Annotated in this window: 16 protein-coding genes; 6 read left to right on the top strand and 10 right to left on the bottom strand. The window is 69.2% G+C overall.

Features of this window, described 5'->3' with window-relative positions; genetic code table 11:
- Positions 1-430: 430 nt before the first annotated feature.
- On the bottom strand, positions 431-1036 hold the full coding sequence (locus ACZ4LX_RS34890; RefSeq protein WP_467651004.1) for a DNA-3-methyladenine glycosylase: 606 nt from the start codon (positions 1034-1036) through the stop codon (positions 431-433).
- Positions 1033-1179: a hypothetical protein gene (locus ACZ4LX_RS34895; protein ID WP_467651005.1), complete on the bottom strand. Its 147-nt coding sequence runs from the start codon at positions 1177-1179 to the stop codon at positions 1033-1035. Before ACZ4LX_RS34895 ends, ACZ4LX_RS34890 begins: the two co-directional genes overlap by 4 nt.
- 73 nt (positions 1180-1252) lie before the next feature.
- Here ACZ4LX_RS34895 and ACZ4LX_RS34900 point away from each other — a divergent pair, with 73 nt between their 5' ends.
- The 3 genes from ACZ4LX_RS34900 (at position 1253) to ACZ4LX_RS34910 (ending at position 3282) form a co-directional block, all read left to right on the top strand.
- The gene (locus ACZ4LX_RS34900; protein WP_467651006.1) at positions 1253-2035 is read left to right on the top strand and encodes a sporulation protein; all 783 of its coding nucleotides are present in this window, start codon (positions 1253-1255) and stop codon (positions 2033-2035) included.
- 53 nt (positions 2036-2088) lie between these two features.
- On the top strand, positions 2089-2628 hold the full coding sequence (locus ACZ4LX_RS34905) for a YbhB/YbcL family Raf kinase inhibitor-like protein (protein ID WP_467651007.1): 540 nt from the start codon (positions 2089-2091) through the stop codon (positions 2626-2628).
- A 147-nt stretch (positions 2629-2775) separates the two neighbouring features.
- A complete protein-coding gene (locus tag ACZ4LX_RS34910) occupies positions 2776-3282 on the top strand; it encodes an HNH endonuclease (protein WP_467651008.1) in 507 nt (168 codons plus the stop codon).
- 61 nt (positions 3283-3343) lie between these two features.
- On the opposite strand, the gene ACZ4LX_RS34915 is transcribed toward ACZ4LX_RS34910, so the two are convergent.
- The 4 genes from ACZ4LX_RS34915 to ACZ4LX_RS34930 all read right to left on the bottom strand — a co-directional run bounded on the left by ACZ4LX_RS34915 (position 3344) and on the right by ACZ4LX_RS34930 (position 6565).
- On the bottom strand, positions 3344-4111 hold the full coding sequence (locus ACZ4LX_RS34915; protein WP_467651009.1) for a sulfite exporter TauE/SafE family protein: 768 nt from the start codon (positions 4109-4111) through the stop codon (positions 3344-3346).
- A 62-nt stretch (positions 4112-4173) separates the two neighbouring features.
- A complete protein-coding gene (locus tag ACZ4LX_RS34920; RefSeq protein ID WP_467651011.1) occupies positions 4174-5106 on the bottom strand; it encodes an SPFH domain-containing protein in 933 nt (310 codons plus the stop codon).
- Between the two features lie 153 nt (positions 5107-5259).
- A complete protein-coding gene (locus ACZ4LX_RS34925) occupies positions 5260-5688 on the bottom strand; it encodes an NfeD family protein (RefSeq protein ID WP_467651013.1) in 429 nt (142 codons plus the stop codon).
- Positions 5689-5767: 79 nt separating this feature from the next.
- A complete protein-coding gene (locus tag ACZ4LX_RS34930; protein ID WP_467651014.1) occupies positions 5768-6565 on the bottom strand; it encodes an ABC transporter ATP-binding protein in 798 nt (265 codons plus the stop codon).
- 341 nt (positions 6566-6906) lie between these two features.
- On the opposite strand from ACZ4LX_RS34930, the gene ACZ4LX_RS34935 reads away from it, so the two are divergent.
- Positions 6907-7686 (top strand): hypothetical protein, encoded by a 780-nt coding sequence (locus ACZ4LX_RS34935; protein WP_467651015.1) that lies wholly within the window; start codon positions 6907-6909, stop codon positions 7684-7686.
- Positions 7687-7911: 225 nt separating this feature from the next.
- Here the strand turns inward: ACZ4LX_RS34935 and ACZ4LX_RS34940 are convergent, their stop codons facing one another.
- Positions 7912-8556: a response regulator gene (locus tag ACZ4LX_RS34940; RefSeq protein WP_467651016.1), complete on the bottom strand. Its 645-nt coding sequence runs from the start codon at positions 8554-8556 to the stop codon at positions 7912-7914.
- On the bottom strand, positions 8549-9694 hold the full coding sequence (locus ACZ4LX_RS34945) for a GAF domain-containing sensor histidine kinase (RefSeq protein ID WP_467651017.1): 1146 nt from the start codon (positions 9692-9694) through the stop codon (positions 8549-8551). The genes ACZ4LX_RS34940 and ACZ4LX_RS34945 overlap by 8 nt, the downstream gene beginning before the upstream one ends.
- Before the next feature lie 535 nt (positions 9695-10229).
- On the opposite strand from ACZ4LX_RS34945, the gene ACZ4LX_RS34950 reads away from it, so the two are divergent.
- A complete protein-coding gene (locus tag ACZ4LX_RS34950) occupies positions 10230-10985 on the top strand; it encodes a transglycosylase SLT domain-containing protein (protein ID WP_467651018.1) in 756 nt (251 codons plus the stop codon).
- Positions 10986-11066: 81 nt separating this feature from the next.
- On the opposite strand, the gene ACZ4LX_RS34955 is transcribed toward ACZ4LX_RS34950, so the two are convergent.
- A complete protein-coding gene (locus ACZ4LX_RS34955; RefSeq protein WP_467651019.1) occupies positions 11067-13616 on the bottom strand; it encodes an ABC transporter ATP-binding protein/permease in 2550 nt (849 codons plus the stop codon).
- Positions 13617-13899: 283 nt separating this feature from the next.
- Here ACZ4LX_RS34955 and serB point away from each other — a divergent pair, with 283 nt between their 5' ends.
- Positions 13900-15156: a phosphoserine phosphatase SerB gene (gene serB / locus ACZ4LX_RS34960; protein ID WP_467651020.1), complete on the top strand. Its 1257-nt coding sequence runs from the start codon at positions 13900-13902 to the stop codon at positions 15154-15156.
- 81 nt (positions 15157-15237) lie between these two features.
- Here the strand turns inward: serB and ACZ4LX_RS34965 are convergent, their stop codons facing one another.
- The gene (locus tag ACZ4LX_RS34965; protein WP_467651021.1) at positions 15238-15756 is read right to left on the bottom strand and encodes a SixA phosphatase family protein; all 519 of its coding nucleotides are present in this window, start codon (positions 15754-15756) and stop codon (positions 15238-15240) included.
- Between the last annotated feature and the right edge of the window lie 35 nt (positions 15757-15791).

Below are 15791 nucleotides of genomic sequence, written 5' to 3' on the forward strand. Positions count from 1 at the left end.
AACATTTTCTGGGGCTTTCCTCCGGGCGCTTCCCTTCGGTCTTGCGTTTCCGACTCTATCAGACTCTTTCGTGTCCGATTCCCGGTCGAAGCGGGATTGCTTGCGGGGAATTCGCTTTCGCGTTTCCCTTTCGGCGTGTTCACTACTTTAGCCGATTCTCCCGGTGACTCATAATCAAGTCATGGGATTGAATTTCAGCACGCCGAAATTCGCACCCTCAAGGGTGTGTCGTAGGTAGTGGTTGGCCGCTTCGAGTTGCTCGGCGTGCGATCCGAGGGACCGAACCAGAAGCTGTACCCGTTTCAAGCGGCTCGGACTACATTAAGCGTCCACCAACGGCGAGTCAAGTTGACCGGTGGAGTGATGCCTGGGCGCTGTACGGGGCCTTTGGGTCTCCGTCGGTCCGGGGCGTCATGGGTACGCGGCTCCGTCACCGCCCGTCCCCCGCTCTCGGACTCAGCCGGTACGCCGAGACCGTGGGATCGCCGCTCAGATAGAACCTGTGCTGCCAGTCATGGGCCTTGCTCACACCGACCCGAGGTCCCACCCGGATGAGGGCGGCCGGTACCGCCTCACCCTCGGACAGCAGGACCGAGGGACCCGCCAGAAGATCCGCGCCGTTGTGCTCCGCCGTGATACCGAGCGCCTGGCCGAGGTTCCCCGGCCCCCGGGCGAGACGTGCCCCCTCGACCTTCTCCCCTCTCCGCTTCCGTGCCAGGTCTTCTCCTTCGACGACCCTGCCTGCCCGGATGAGGACACCCGAGGCGATGCCGTCCGTACCGGTGACGACATTGGCGCACCAGTGGAGACCGTGGGAGCGGTAGACATAGAGGTGTCCTGCGGGCCCGAACATGGTGGCGTTGCGGGCGGTACGGCCCCGGTAGGCGTGGGAGGCCGGGTCTGCCGTACCGGAGTAGGCCTCGGTCTCCGTGATGGCGATGCTCACGGCCCCCTCGGGGGTCTTGCAGGTGAGTACGCACCCGAGCAGCTCGGGTGCGACCTCTTCGGCGGGACGAGCGAGGAGTTCGGCGTTCATACCGGCCGCCCCTGGCTGCCGCGGGCGAGGCGGTGGGGTGTTCCTCGGACGACGGTGCGGCCCGGCGGATCGGGTACCGCCTCCGGCAGCGGACGGTCGGAGAAGTCCCGGGTCAGCGGTGCGCGGTGCGGTCCGTAGATCATGACGTCCGACGTTACCGGGAACCGGCTACGGTCGTGGCGCGTATGTAGGGGTCAGGACCTAGGAGGAGAAGACATGGGCTTCAAGCGGCTGCTCGCGAGCATGGGTGCCGGCGGTGCCTCGGTGGAGACGGAGCTGACCGAGCTCAACGTCGTACCGGGTGGGGTGGTTCAGGGTGAGGTGCGGATCCAGGGCGGGTCCGTGGAGCAGCAGATCGAAGGGCTCTCCGTCGGTCTGCAGGCCCGGGTCGAGGTCGAGGGCCAGGACCAGGAGACCAAGCAGGACATCGAGTTCACCAAGCTGCGTCTCGGCGGCGCGTTCGAGGTGCAGGCCGGGGCGGTGCACGTCGTGCCGTTCGGACTCGAGATCCCGTGGGAGACGCCGATCACGATGTTCGCGGGCCGGCATCTGCACGGCATGAACATCGGGGTGACCACGGAGCTGGAGATCGCGCGGGCGCTGGACTCGGGCGACCTGGACCCGATCAACGTGCACCCGCTGCCGGCGCAGCAGGCCATCCTGGACGCCTTCGGACAGCTGGGCTTCGGCTTCCGCAGCGCCGACATGGAGCGCGGGCACATCCGCGGCACCCGTCAGCGGCTGCCGTTCTACCAGGAGATCGAGTTCTTCCCGCCGTCGCAGTACCGGGGCCTCAACCAGGTCGAGCTGACGTTCGTCGCGGACGACCGCGAGATGGACGTCGTACTGGAGATGGACAAGAAGCCGGGGCTCTTCAGTGAGGGCAGCGACTCCTACCGTTCGTTCAAGGTGGGTCTGAACGACTTCCACGGCACCGACTGGGCGGCTTACCTGAATGAGTGGCTGGCGCAGGTCGGCGGACAGCGCAACTGGCTCTAGGGTCGGGGGAAGAAGACCTTCCGAGAGCTGAACCGATCAGGAGAGGTGGCGACGTGACCGAGCCGAAAAGGGCCCCGCTTCCGCATGACTTCCATCCCGAGGTCCCCTCGTTCACCGTGGTGAGCGAGGACCTGGCCCCGGGGGCCGTGCTCGCGGACGCACAGGTCTACGCGGCGGGGAACACGTCGCCGCAGCTGCGGTGGGAGGGGTTCCCGGCGGAGACGAAGAGTTTCGCCGTGACGTGCTTCGATCCGGACGCGCCGACCGGCAGCGGGTTCTGGCACTGGGTGGTCTTCGACATCCCGGCCTCCGTCACGGAACTCGCGGCGGGTGCGGGCAGCGGCAAGGCCGAAGGGCTGCCCGCGGGCGCCGTGCAGGCCCGCAACGACTACGGGACGCGGGAGTTCGGCGGCGCAGCTCCGCCGGCCGGCGAGAACCACCGCTATGTGTTCACCGTGTACGCGGTGGACAGCGAGAAGCTCGGTCCCGACAGTGACGCGTCTCCCGCAGCGGTCGGATTCAACCTGCGGTTCCACACGCTGGCCCGTGCCCAGCTGATTGGTGAGTACGCGGAGCCCGCCGAGAGCGTGTGAAGCAAAGGGTTCCACCACTGTTTGCCCTGCCCTGGTCCTGGAGAGATCAGGGCAGGGCATTTTTTATTGCGTTGTCCATCACGGCCTGCCCGGCCAGAGTTGATCCGGGCCTGCCAGGGGGCGGGCGGCACACGGGAGGTGGGCGAAATGCGGGACACACTGGTGCTGAACGCTAGCTTCGAGCCGCTGTCGACGGTGACGCTGAACCGTGCGGTGGTGCTGATCCTTCAGGACAAGGCCGTCGTCGAGCAGTCGCACCCCGATCTCCGTATGCGCGGTGCCGCCGTCGACATTCCGGTGCCCCGGGTGATCAGGCTCTGCCGGTACGTACGGGTGCCCTTCCGAAGACAGGCCCCCTGGTCCAGAAGGGGTGTACTGATCCGGGACCAACACCGGTGCGCGTACTGCGGGCGGCGGGCGAGCACCGTCGACCACGTGGTGCCTCGGGCCCACGGCGGTCAGGACACCTGGCTCAACACGGTGGCATCCTGCGCCGAGGACAACCACCGCAAGGCGGCGCGCACGCCGGAGCAGGCGGGGATGCCGCTGCTGCGGCAGCCGTTCGTCCCGTCACCGGCGGACGCGATGCTGCTGGCCCTGGGAGCCGGGGACAGATCGGCACTGCCGGAGTGGCTGGCGCAGTCCGCGGCGTAGGCGCCGTACGCCCGGTGACGCAGGCGAGGCCCGCCTTCGCGAGGAGGCGGGCCTCGCCATGTCAGCGCAGGACCAGCTGGACGATGGCGACCGTACCGACCGTGACGATGAGGACGCGCAGGAACGCGGGGCTGAGCCGTCGGCCGATCTTGGCGCCTATCTGGCCGCCGAGCGCGGAACCGACGGCGATCAGGACGACGGCCGTCCAGTCGAAGTCCGCGACGAAGAGGAAGAAGAGTGCCGCGATGCTGTTGACGACGGCGGCCAGGACGTTCTTGACCGCGTTGAGCCGCTGCATGGTGTCGTCGAGCAGCATGCCCATCAGGGAGAGGTAGATGATCCCCTGGGCCGCGGTGAAGTAGCCCCCGTACACGCTGGCGAGCATCAGGCCGGTGAAGAGGAGAGGGCCGCCGTCGGGGCGGGCGGCCGCCCCGGTGCGTTCGCGGCGGCGCTGAACCGCTTTGCTGATGCGCGGTTGCAGGATGACCAGGACGAGCGCCAGGGCGACCAGGACCGGGACGATGGTCTCGAAGGCCGTGGAGGGCAGTGCCAGCAGCAGGGTCGCGCCGGTGAGGCCGCCGATCAGCGCGCCGACGGCGAGCTTGAGTACACGTCGGCGCTGGCCTTCGAGCTCCTTGCGATACCCGATCGCGCCACTGATGGAGCCGGGGATCAGGCCGAGCGCGTTGGAGACGGTGGCCGTGACCGGCGGCAGGCCGGTGGCCAGCAGCACAGGGAAGGTGATCAGCGTCCCCGAGCCGACGATGGTGTTGATCGTGCCCGCGCTGATGCCCGCGACGAAGACGGCGAGCATCTCCCAGGTGGTCATGCCGGATCCCCCGTGCCTGATCGGTGCTTGGTGCACTGATCATGCACGAGGGGTGGGACGCGTCAGTCGAGCGGGGGCTGTTCGCGGCGTTCCTTGCCACCCGTATCGAAACCGGGCACGCCGCCCCCGAGGTTCCCGAAGGCGCCGCTGAGGCCCTTGAGAGCGTCACCGATCTCGCTGGGCACGATCCAGAGCTTGTTGGCGTCGCCCTCGGCGATCTTCGGCAGCATCTGGAGGTACTGGTACGAGAGGAGCTTCTGGTCCGGGTCGCCGGCGTGGATGGACTCGAAGACCGTACGGATCGCCTGGGCCTCGCCCTCCGCGCGCAGGGCGGCTGCCTTCGCCTCACCTTCGGCACGCAGGATCGCGGACTGCTTCTCGCCCTCCGCGGTGAGGATCGCCGACTGGCGCGTACCTTCGGCCTGGAGGATCGCGGCGCGCTTGTCGCGGTCGGCGCGCATCTGCTTCTCCATCGAGTCCTGGATGGAGGTGGGCGGCTCGATCGCCTTCAGCTCGACACGGTTGACGCGGATGCCCCACTTGCCCGTGGCCTCGTCGAGGACTCCGCGCAGCGCGGCGTTGATCTCCTCGCGGGAGGTCAGGGTCCGCTCCAGGTCCATGCCACCGATGATGTTGCGGAGCGTGGTGACGGTGAGCTGCTCGATGGCCTGGATGTAGCTGGCGACCTCGTACGTCGCGGCCCTGGCGTCGGTCACCTGGTAGTAGATGACCGTGTCGATGTTGACGACCAGGTTGTCCTGCGTGATCACCGGCTGCGGTGGGAAGGGCACGACCTGTTCACGGAGGTCGATCCGGTTGCGGATCGAGTCGATGAACGGGACGACGATGTTCAGGCCCGCGTTGAGGGTGCGGGTGTACCGGCCGAACCGTTCCACGATGGCGGCGCTGGCCTGGGGGATGACCTGGATCGTCTTGATCAGGGCGATGAAGACGAGCACCACCAGAATGATCAGGACGATGATGATCGGTTGCATCGTTTCCTCATGCCCTTCGTTTGCGGACGGATCGCGATGAGCGAGGCCGAGATCGGACGGGCCGTCGGTCAGGTCGGGTGTCCTGCCGGTCCGGTTCCCATGATGATCGACATCGAGTCTCGCAGAACGGGCGCTGCTGTGCGGGCTGTTCGGTCACATGACGACGGCTGTCGCCCCGTCGATGTCGACGACATCGACCTGTTGGCCCGGTTCGAAGCTGAGCTCCGCGTCGAGGGCGCGGGCCGACCAGATCTCCCCGGCCAGCTTGATCCGGCCTCCGCTGCCGTCGACCCGTTCCAGAACGACCGCCTGACGGCCCTTCAGGGCGTCGATGCCGGTGGCGATGTGGGGCCGGTCGGCGCGATGTCTGTTGGCGATCGGACGGACCACGGCGATCAGCGCCACCGAGACGATGACGAAGACCAGGACCTGGGCCACGATTCCGCCGCCGAGAGCCGCGACGACCGCCGCGGCGATCGCCCCTACGGCGAACATGCCGAACTCGGGCATCGCGGTCAGGACGAGGGGGATGCCCAGTCCCACCGCGCCGATCAGCCACCACACCCACGCGTCGATGTCCACGTAGTCATCGTATGACCGTGAGCCCCTCCGGCGACAGGGCGCGAGCGGTCGGGTCCGTCTGTGTGACGGGCAACGCCCGTCAGCCGAGCGGCAGTCCGCGCGCGGTGTAGCGGTCGCCCTGGTGCTCGACGACGAGCGGCAGACCGAAGCAGAGGGAGAGATTCCGCGAGCTGAGCTCGGTCTCCATGGGACCGGCGGCGAGCACCTTGCCCTGACGGATCATCAGGACATGGGTGAAGCCGGGGGCGATCTCCTCGACGTGGTGGGTCACCATGATCATGGAGGGCGCGTACGGGTCGCGGGCCAGCCGGCCGAGACGCCGGACCAGGTCCTCACGGCCGCCCAGGTCGAGTCCCGCGGCCGGCTCGTCGAGGAGCAGCAGCTCGGGGTCGGTCATCATGGCGCGGGCGATCAGGGTGCGCTTGCGCTCGCCCTCGGAGAGGGTGCCGAACTTCCGGTCGAGGTACTCGGTCATGCCGAGCCGGTCGAGGAAGGCGCGGGCCCGGTCCTCGTCGACCTTGTCGTAGTTCTCGTTCCAGGTGGCGGTCATCCCGTAGGCGGCGGTGAGCACCGTCTGCAGAACCGTCTGGCGCTTGGGCAGCTTCTCGGCCATGGCGACGCCCGCGATGCCGATGCGGGGGCGCAGGTCGAAGACATCGGTGCCGACACCGCCGAGCCGCTCGCCGAGGACCGTGGCGGTCCCCCTGGTCGGGAAGAGGTAGCTGGACGCGATGTTGAGGAGGGTGGTCTTGCCGGCGCCGTTCGGGCCGAGGATGACCCAGCGCTCCCCCTCCTTGACCGACCAGGAGACGTCGTCCACCAGAGCGCGTCCGTCGCGGACCACGGATACGTCCACCAGCTCCAGTACATCGCTCATGGCGCGTTGTCTCCCCATGCAGTGTCGAGATCGTCGCGTGCCTGTAGGCACAGCTCCCAGGGAAAACCTACGCCACTGCGCGAGCGCTTCAGGCGCTGGGCCCGTCGTCGCCCGGTTGCCGCACGGTCCCCGCCCGGCCGGATACGGGGTCCCGGGAAGGCGCGGGCGCGTTCCCCGGGGGCTGTCCCGTGCGTCCCCGGCGGATCGGGACGCGGCGCGGGACGTGGCGCAGGGGCGTCCGCGTACGGGGCGTGTCCGGGCTTTCCGGCAGCGCGGCGGCTGCTCCGCGGCTGTCCTCACGCGCCCGCCGGGGACCGCTGGTGAGCCCCTAGGCTGTCGCCATGCTTTCGGAACCACGCTCAGGGCTGCTGGCCGCTTGGGGCAACGCGTTGCTGGCCGGACTCGTGTCGCCCGACGACGCGGCGCTCGCCATTGTCGGAGAGGACGCGGTGCACCGCGTCGAGGGGCTGCCGGGTGAGGCGGGACCGGTCGGTCTCACGCTCGCGCTGGGGCGGCTGCGGGGGCTCGGGGTGACGGGCTTCCGGGTGGCGCTGCCGGTCCCCGGGCATCTGCTGGGCCTCAGCGGTCCCGCGGAGTTCAACGCGCGGGCGGTGGAGGCCGAGGAGGCCGTGGTCACCTACGGTGCGCCGTACGGGCTGGTGCCCGAGGTGCGGGAGGCGGGGCCCGCCGGGGATCTCCACGTCGACGTGGTGTGGCAGTGCCTGGATGTGCGCGACGCCCCGCCGGCGGATGTGCCGTCGCTGGGTGAGGCGGAGCGGGAGCTCGCCGAGGCGTTGCGGGACGCGACGGCACTGCTGTCACGGCTCGATGTGGCCGGGTCGGGGCCGGTGGCCGAGGCTGAGGTGGACGCGTACCGGGCGCGGGCCGAGCGGGGGCGCGAGGTGCTCGCCCCGGGGTATCCGCCGCGGGCGGTCCGGGTGCTGGAGCTGGCGCAGCGGGTCGGGCTGCTGGTCTCGGTGGCGTACGAGAACGGACACGGCGGTGCGGTGAGCGCGTCGGAGATGGCCGCGCGCGGGGAGGCGCTGCGGCCGGTGGAGCGGGTGGCCAGGCGGGCGCAGGTGGCCGCGTACAACGCGTATGTGGAGGAGCGGGCGCGGTAGCGCGGGCGGGGCGTGCCCGGACGGGCCACCGGTTGTCCTCGGAGCCCGGCGGCTCCGGGCGCGCGGGGAGGGCCGACCGGGTACGGCCGGCGGCCGTCCCCGCACGCGGTGGCGAACGTCCCGGGCCGAAAGAGGGTGCGCCGGGGATGCGCCGCCCGGGTGACGTACGCGCGGGAGCGCGAGGCCAGTGGCCCGGGAGCGGCCTGCCGCTCTTCGGTCGTCCGTTCAGCCTGCCGCCCCGTGCCGGACGGCCCAGAGGGCCGCCTGGGTGCGGTCCGACAGGTCCAGCTTCATCAGGATGTTCGAGACGTGCGTCTTGACGGTCTTCTCGGAGAGCACCAGCGCCCGTGCGATCTCCCGGTTCGACCTGCCGTCGGCGATCAGGCCCAGGACCTCCCGCTCCCTTTCGGTGAGGGTGCTCCCCCGGCCCGTCCCCGTACCCGGGTCGTCCTGGGCGAGCAGCGCACCGGCCACTTCGGGCTGGAGCAGGACATGGCCGGCTTGCACCGAGCGGATGGCACCGGCCAGCGCGTCCGGGTCGACGTCCTTGTACACATAGCCGGAGGCACCGGCACGCAGGGCGGGGACCACGGTGCGCTGTTCGGTGAAGCTGGTGACGATCAGGACCTTGGCCGGGTTCTCCAGCTCGCGCAGCCGGCGCAGGGCCTCGATGCCGTCGGTGCCCGGCATCTTGATGTCCATCAGCACCACGTCGGGTCGCAGCTCCTCCACCGCGGCCACACCCTCGGCGCCGTCGGACGCCTCGCCGACGACCTCTATGTCGTCCTGGATCTCCAGGAACGTACGCAGACCGCGGCGGACCACCTGATGGTCGTCGACCAGCAGCACCCTGATGAGCTTGTCAGCCACCGGGCACCTCCATCTCGATCGTGGTGCCCTTGCCGGGCGCCGATTCAACAGTGAGCCTGCCGCCGACACCGCTCGCCCGGTCCCGCATCGAGACCAGGCCCAGATGCCGGCCTGCCTGGCGGGTGGCCGCCGGTTCGAAACCGCAGCCGTCGTCCGTGACCCTCAGCACCGTGCCGGCGTCACGGCGGGTGAGGGTGACATCGACGTGCCCGGCCCCGGAGTGGCGCAGGGCGTTGTGCAGGGCCTCCTGGGAGACCCTGAGCAGCGCTTCCTCCTGCGCGGCGGGCAGGGCCCGTACACCGGAGCTCACGAAGGTGACCCGGGCCCTGTGGGCGCGGTCCAGGACCTGGATCTGGTTACGGAGGGTGGCGACGAGGCCGTCCTCGTCGAGCGCGGCGGGGCGCAGTTCGACGACAGCTGCCCGCAGCTCGTCCGCCGCCTCCGCCGCGAGGGCCGCGACCTGCTGGAGTTCGCACTTGGCGCGGGCCGGGTCGCGGTCGACGAGGGTGGCGGCCGCCTGGGCGGTGAGCCGCAGGGAGAAGAGTTTCTGGCTGACCGCGTCGTGCAGCTCATGGGCGAGACGGGAGCGCTCCTCGGCGATGGTGAGCTCGCGGCTGCGCTCGTAGAGCCGGGCGTTGGTGAGGGCGATCGCCGCGTGCTGGGCGAGGATTCCCAGCAGCTCCTCGTCCTCGGAGGTGAATCCGCAGCTGCCGTCCGGTTTCGGGCAGCGCTTGTTGGCGAGGAAGAGGGCGCCGATGGTCTCGTCGCCGTCCCTGATGGGCAGACCGAGGAAGTCGGACATGTCGGGGTGGGCGTCGGGCCAGCCCTCGAAGCGGGGGTCCTTGCGGACGTCGGCAAGGCGCTCGGGCTTCGCCTCGTGCAGCATCGCGGCGAGGATGCCGTGCTGCCGGGGAAGCGGGCCGATGGCCTTCCACTGTTCGTCGCTGACGCCGTCGACGACGAACTGGGCGAAGCCGCCGTGGTCGTCGGGGACACCGAGGGCCGCGTACTCGGCGTCGAGCAGTTCGCGGGCCGAGGCGACGATCGTCTTCAGAACGTCCCGCATCTCGAGGTGCCGGCTCATGGCGAGCAGCGCGGCACTCACCGCTGCGAGGCCCGACGGTGGGCGATGGCTCATGACCTCACGCTACCGGCGGCCCGCTCGCCCCGTATCCGCCTGTGGACGGCTCCTGACCGGGCCGGAGGGACTAGGACCCTGTCGGGCCGCTCCCGCACGGATCCCGGAGCGTTCTCGCAAGGCCGCCCGGGGAACCGGACGACACCGGACCGCACCGAGCCGGGCCCGACCGCACTTCCCGACCGCACCGAGCCCCACCGCACCAAGCCGCACACGGCCCACCGGAAGCTAACATTCTGCATTGCTGTAGCAACGGATGGTGAGTTTGTTACCTGTCCGATGTGAGGCCACGCATAGGACCCACGTCACTTACGAAGCCTCCTAGTGGAGCGATAAGGGCGATTTGGGTGGTCATGGGTGGGGAGCCTCGCCCCTCAACGCGTCGGTGTTCCACTACTCGGCTTCGTAGGTCACACCTTTGCCACGGCATTTTGCGGCCGCTAACAATTGCTCTCGTCCCCGACGGAGAAGCGAAACCGCCTCCCGTCTTCGTCCTCCGTGAGGACCCTCCGCGATTCGAAGAGGTACGCCTGATATGTCCGTGTCCAGCATTCCCGGCCGTCTCCGAAACCTGAACAAGACCCAGAAGCTCTCCGCCGTCGGCATCTCCGCCGTCGCCGCCGCTGCCCTCTCCTTGTCCCTGGTACCCGGTAACGCCGAGGCCGAGACCGAGCCTCAGGCACTCTCCGCAGCCCCCGTCGTCTTCGGATCCGCCGCCGCTGCCCCGCAGGCGCGGACCATCCAGAACAGCATCCTCGACCAGCACTCCACCGCCGAGCAGCTGGTCAAGGCCGCCGACAACGCGAAGGCCAAGAAGGCCGCCGCCGTCCAGGCGAAGGTCGACGCCGTCGTCAAGGCCGACGCCAAGAAGGCGAAGGCGAAGGCCGTCGCCAAGTGGAAGGCCAAGCAGGCCGCCGAGAAGCGCAGCTCGCACGCCGCCAGCCGCTCCGAGTCCCGTACCCCCGTGTACGCGAACAACCTGGACGGCTGGATCAAGGAATCCCTGGCCATCATGAAGGCCAAGGGCATCCCGGGCACGTACGACGGGCTGCACCGCAACATCATCCGTGAGTCCAGCGGCAACCCGAAGGCCATCAACGACTGGGACATCAACGCCAAGAACGGCGTGCCGTCGATCGGTCTGCTCCAGATCATCAAGCCGACGTTCGACTACTACCACGTCAGCGGCACCCCCCACACCCAGTACGACCCGGTCGCCAACATCACCGCGTCGGCCAACTACGCCGCCGACAAGTACGGCTCGATCGACAACGTCAACAGCGCGTACTGATCCATTCCGGAACACGCCGAAGGGCGGCACCCCCGCGGGGGTGCCGCCCTTCGGCGTCGTGCTGTGCGCGGGGGCGGCCCGCTACTTGCGCATGACCTCGGGCTCGTGGCGGCGCAGCAGCCGGGCGACCGCGAATCCGCAGATGATCCCGAGGACCAGCAGCACCGAGATGTTGATGCCCCACTGGCCGGTGGAGTGTTCCCACAGCGGGTCCAGGTCCGTGGGGTTCTTCTGGTCCCACGGCGGCATCAGGTGCGCGAGGTCGAGCGTGGAGCCCGCGCCCGCGATGGCCCAGCGGGACGGCATCAGCCAGGCGAACTGTTCCAGGCCCGGCGATCCGTACACCTGGAAGAGGATGCCCGTGAAGACGACCTGGACGATCGCGAACATGACCAGGAGCGGCATGGTCTTCTCGGAGGTCTTCACCAGCGAGGAGATCACCAGGCCGAACATCATCGAGGTGAAGCCGAGCGCGATGATCGTCACGCAGAGCTCGATGGCCGGCGGCATGATCAGCCCCTCGGCGGGCAGATCGCGGGTGGCGAAGCCGATGCCGCAGATGATGACGCCCTGGATGGCCGTGATCACGCCGAGCACGATCACCTTGGACATCAGGTAGGCAGAACGGGAGAGGCCGGTGGCCCGTTCCCGTTCGTAGATGACGCGTTCCTTGATCAGTTCTCGTACGGAGTTGGCGGCAGCGGAGAAGGTCATGCCGATCACCAGGATCAGCATGATCGTTCCGGCATCGCCGTTGAACCGCGACGGCGGCTTCGGCGGGGCGAGGCCGAAGTCCGCGGGGATGACGACGCTGACGACGCCGAGCACAGCGGGCAGGATCACCATCAGGCCCATGAAGCCCTTGTCGGACGCGATCACCGAGACATAGCGGCGCATCAGCGTCCACAGCTGTGTCCCCCAGCCCTGCGGCTTCGGCGGTCGCATCTGCTGCGGGGGCGGCATGTGTACGGACTGCGCGGCGACGGAGTCTATGTCGGCGGCGTACATCTGGTAGTGCTGCGAACCGCGCCAGCGGCCCGACCAGTCGTAGTCGCGGTAGTTCTCGAACGCCGAGAAGACGTCGGCCCAGGTGCTGTAGCCGAAGAAGTTGAGCGCTTCCTCCGGCGGGCCGAAGTAGGCCACGGCGCCGCCCGGTGCCATCACCAGGAGCTTGTCGCAGATGGCCAGCTCGGCGACCGAGTGTGTGACCACGAGGACGGTACGGCCGTCGTCGGCCAGACCGCGCAGCAGCTGCATGACATCGCGGTCCATGCCCGGGTCGAGGCCGGAGGTCGGCTCGTCCAGGAAGATCAGCGAGGGCTTGGTCAGCAGTTCCAGGGCCACCGAGACGCGCTTGCGCTGGCCGCCGGAGAGCGAGGTGACCTTCTTGTCCTTGTGGATGTCGAGCTTGAGCTCGGCGAGGACCTCGTGGATCCGGGCCTGGCGCTCGGCCTCGGTGGTGTCCGCGGGGAAGCGGAGCTTGGCCGCGTACTTGAGGGCACGGGTGACGGTCAGTTCCTTGTGCAGGATGTCGTCCTGCGGGACCAGACCGATGCGCTGGCGCAGCTCGGCGAACTGCTTGTACAGGTTCCGGTTGTCGTAGAGGACGTCGCCCTGGTTGGCGGGCCGGTAGCCGGTGAGCGCCTTGAGCAGGGTGGACTTTCCGGAGCCGGACGGGCCGATGACCCCGATCAGCGACTTCTCCGGGACACCGAACGAGACGTCCTTGAGGATCTGCTTGCCGCCGTCGACCGTCACCGTGAGGTGGCGCGCGGCGAAGGAGACCTCACCGGTGTCGACGAACTCCTCAAGACGGCCGCCGACCAGCCGGAAGGTCGAGTGACCGACGCCGACGATGTCGTTCGGGCCGATGAGCGCCGAACCGGACTTCGAGAGCGGCTGGCCGTTGACGTACGTGCCGTTGTGCGATCCGAGGTCCCGGATCTCGAAGCGGCCGTCGGGCGTCGCGTGGAACTCGGCGTGGTGGCGCGAGACCTGGAGGTCGGAGACGACCAGCTCGTTCTCCAGCGCACGGCCGATCCTCATCACCCGGCCCAGGGCCAGCTGGTGGAACGTGGTGGGGCTCCGGTCGCCGTACATCGGCGGCGCCCCCGCCGCGCCGCCGGGGCCGCCGTTGTGGGGCGCCGGTGCCATGCCCTGCTGTGGCACATGGGGCTGCTGAGGCTGGGCCTGAGGCGCCTGCTGCCAGGCCTGCTGCTGGGCGGGCGGCTGCTGCCCGCCTGCGGCCGGCTGCTGCGGCGCCATCGGGTGCGGCTGCTGCGCGGGGGCCGCCTGTCCACCCGCGGCGGCCTGTCCGCTGTACACATCGGCGCCGCTGAGGCTCAGCCGCGGTCCGTCGGTGGCATTGCCCAGATTCACGGTGGAACCGGGCCCGATCTCCATCTGATGGATCCGCTGGCCGTGCACGTATGTGCCGTTGGTACTGCCGTGGTCCTCGATGAACCAGCCACGCCCGCTCCAGCTGATCGTGGCGTGCCGCCACGAGACTCTGGCGTCGTCGATCGTCATGTCGCCCTGCGGATCACGTCCGAGGGTGTACGACCTGGACGGATCGAGCGTCCAGGTCCTGCCATTCAATTCCAGTACGAGTTCCGGCACTCCGCGCCCCACTAGTTGTCCCCCGAATTACCCCCGTTGCGGGGAGTCTAGGGATGCTGAACATCGTGGGGAACTATTCCAGGAGCTGTCCCCGATGCGAAAGCCGGGCGGGAGGTTGACCGAACCGAGACCGCACTGTTGCGAACGGCCCGGTCCGAATGACTACCCACCGCCACAGACCGTTACGGTGCCTCGCAGGTCATGACAACCCTGGATATTGCGGCTGCCGGGGCGCTGTCCGGTCCTCGGGACGGGCCTTCGGGTGCGGCCCGGGGACCGATACGGTGGGAGCACCATGAGCGCATCCCAGCCCCCTCAGTCCCCCCTGCCTCCTGAATCTCCTGAGTCACGTCAGGACGCAGACACGCCCACTCTTCTCGTGAAGATCTTCGGGAAGGACCGGCCCGGGATCACCGCCGGGCTGTTCGACACCCTCGCCGCCTACTCGGTCGATGTCGTCGACATCGAGCAGGTCGTCACCCGTGGCCGCATCGTCCTGTGCGCACTGGTCACCGCACCGACCGCGGGCGGGACCACCGAGGGCGACCTGCGGGCCACCGTGCACAGCTGGGCGGAGTCGCTGAAGCTGCAGGCCGAGATCATCTCCGGTACGGGCGACAACCGTCCGCGCGGCGACGGCCGTTCCCATGTGACGGTGCTCGGGCACCCGCTCACCGCGGAGTCGACCGCCGCCATAGCGGCCAGGATCACCTCGACCGGCGGGAACATCGACCGGATCTTCCGGCTCGCGAAGTACCCGGTCACCGCGGTCGAGTTCGCGGTGTCGGGCACGGGAACCGAGGCGCTGCGCACCGCGCTGGCCGTCCAGGCCGCCGGGATCGGCGTCGACGTGGCGGTCGTCTCGGCCGGGCTGAGCCGCCGGGCACAGCGGCTCGTCGTGATGGATGTCGACTCCACGCTCATCCAGGACGAGGTCATCGAGCTCTTCGCCGCCCATGCCGGCTGCGAGGCCGAGGTGGCCTCGGTGACCGAGCAGGCCATGCGCGGCGAGCTCGACTTCGAGCAGTCGCTGCACGCACGGGTGGCGCTGCTGGCGGGGCTGGACGTGTCGGTGGTGGAGAAGGTGCGCGCCGACGTACGGCTGACGCCGGGTGCGCGCACCCTGATCCGTACGCTGAAGCGGCTCGGCTACCAAGTGGGCGTCGTCTCGGGCGGGTTCACGCAGGTGACGGACGACCTCAAGGAGCGGCTCGGGCTCGACTTCGCCTCTGCCAACACGCTGGAGGTCGTCGACGGGAAGCTCACCGGCCGGGTGACCGGGGACATCGTCGACCGGGCCGGCAAGGCCCGGCTGCTGCGCAGCTTCGCGGCGGAGGCCGGGGTGCCGCTGGCCCAGACGGTGGCCATCGGCGACGGGGCGAATGACCTGGACATGCTGAACACCGCCGGGCTCGGGGTCGCCTTCAACGCCAAGCCGGTGGTCCGCGAGGCCGCGCACACCGCGGTGAACGTGCCGTTCCTGGACACCGTGCTCTATCTGCTCGGCATCACCCGCGAGGAGGTCGAGGCCGCCGACGGCCTCGTCGAGTAGGGACTCACGTCCGGCTCACGACAGGGCCCGGGTGCGTACGCCGTGGCGTGCGCACCCGGGCCCTGTCGTGAGCCGGGGCGGTCAGTTGTTCGGGGTCCAGTACTCGACGAGTTTGCCGGCGCCGTGCTCCGCGCTCTTCCAGCTGCCGGGGATCTCGACCACGGCGAACGCGGCCGTCGGGAAGCCGCCCCGGGTCATCCGTGCCAGGGCGTCGCCCTCCGTCGTGCCCGCCAGGGCGTCGGCGACGGCGTGCATGCCCGGGTTGTGGCCGATCACCAGCAGATCGCGGACATCGTCGGGGGTCTCGCTGATCAACGCGAGCAGCTCGCCGAGCGACGCCTCGTAGAGCCTCTCCTCGTACACGGTCCTGGGGCGTTCCGGCATCTCGTGCACGGCCAGCTTCCATGTCTCGCGCGTCCTGGCCGCGGTCGAGCAGAGAGCCAGATCGAAGACGATCCCGGAATCGACGAGTTTGCGGCCTGCCACGGGGGCGTCCTTGCGTCCGCGCTCCGCGAGCGGCCGCTCATGGTCGGAGTCCTGCGACCATTCCGCCTTTGCATGCCTGAGAAGGACGATCCTGCGAGGTGTATCGACGCTCATACACCTCAGCTTCGCATGAAACGCGGCACCTGGCG

The sequence above is a fragment of the Streptomyces sp. NPDC026062 genome, from assembly GCF_055568375.1.

Bases quoted from the DNA above. Each gene is read 5' to 3' on its own strand.
- ACZ4LX_RS34895 (WP_467651005.1), bottom strand. From the start codon at position 1,179: ATGATCTACGGACCGCACCGCGCACCGCTGACCCGGGACTTCTCCGAC.
- ACZ4LX_RS34915 (WP_467651009.1), bottom strand. From the start codon at position 4,111: ATGACCACCTGGGAGATGCTCGCCGTCTTCGTCGCGGGCATCAGCGCG.
- ACZ4LX_RS34950 (WP_467651018.1), top strand. From the start codon at position 10,230: ATGTCCGTGTCCAGCATTCCCGGCCGTCTCCGAAACCTGAACAAGACC.
- ACZ4LX_RS34910 (WP_467651008.1), top strand. From the start codon at position 2,776: ATGCGGGACACACTGGTGCTGAACGCTAGCTTCGAGCCGCTGTCGACG.
- ACZ4LX_RS34935 (WP_467651015.1), top strand. From the start codon at position 6,907: ATGCTTTCGGAACCACGCTCAGGGCTGCTGGCCGCTTGGGGCAACGCG.
- serB (WP_467651020.1), top strand. From the start codon at position 13,900: ATGAGCGCATCCCAGCCCCCTCAGTCCCCCCTGCCTCCTGAATCTCCT.
- ACZ4LX_RS34920 (WP_467651011.1), bottom strand. From the start codon at position 5,106: ATGCAACCGATCATCATCGTCCTGATCATTCTGGTGGTGCTCGTCTTC.
- ACZ4LX_RS34945 (WP_467651017.1), bottom strand. From the start codon at position 9,694: ATGAGCCATCGCCCACCGTCGGGCCTCGCAGCGGTGAGTGCCGCGCTG.
- ACZ4LX_RS34965 (WP_467651021.1), bottom strand. From the start codon at position 15,756: ATGAGCGTCGATACACCTCGCAGGATCGTCCTTCTCAGGCATGCAAAG.
- ACZ4LX_RS34900 (WP_467651006.1), top strand. From the start codon at position 1,253: ATGGGCTTCAAGCGGCTGCTCGCGAGCATGGGTGCCGGCGGTGCCTCG.
- ACZ4LX_RS34890 (WP_467651004.1), bottom strand. From the start codon at position 1,036: ATGAACGCCGAACTCCTCGCTCGTCCCGCCGAAGAGGTCGCACCCGAG.
- ACZ4LX_RS34930 (WP_467651014.1), bottom strand. From the start codon at position 6,565: ATGAGCGATGTACTGGAGCTGGTGGACGTATCCGTGGTCCGCGACGGA.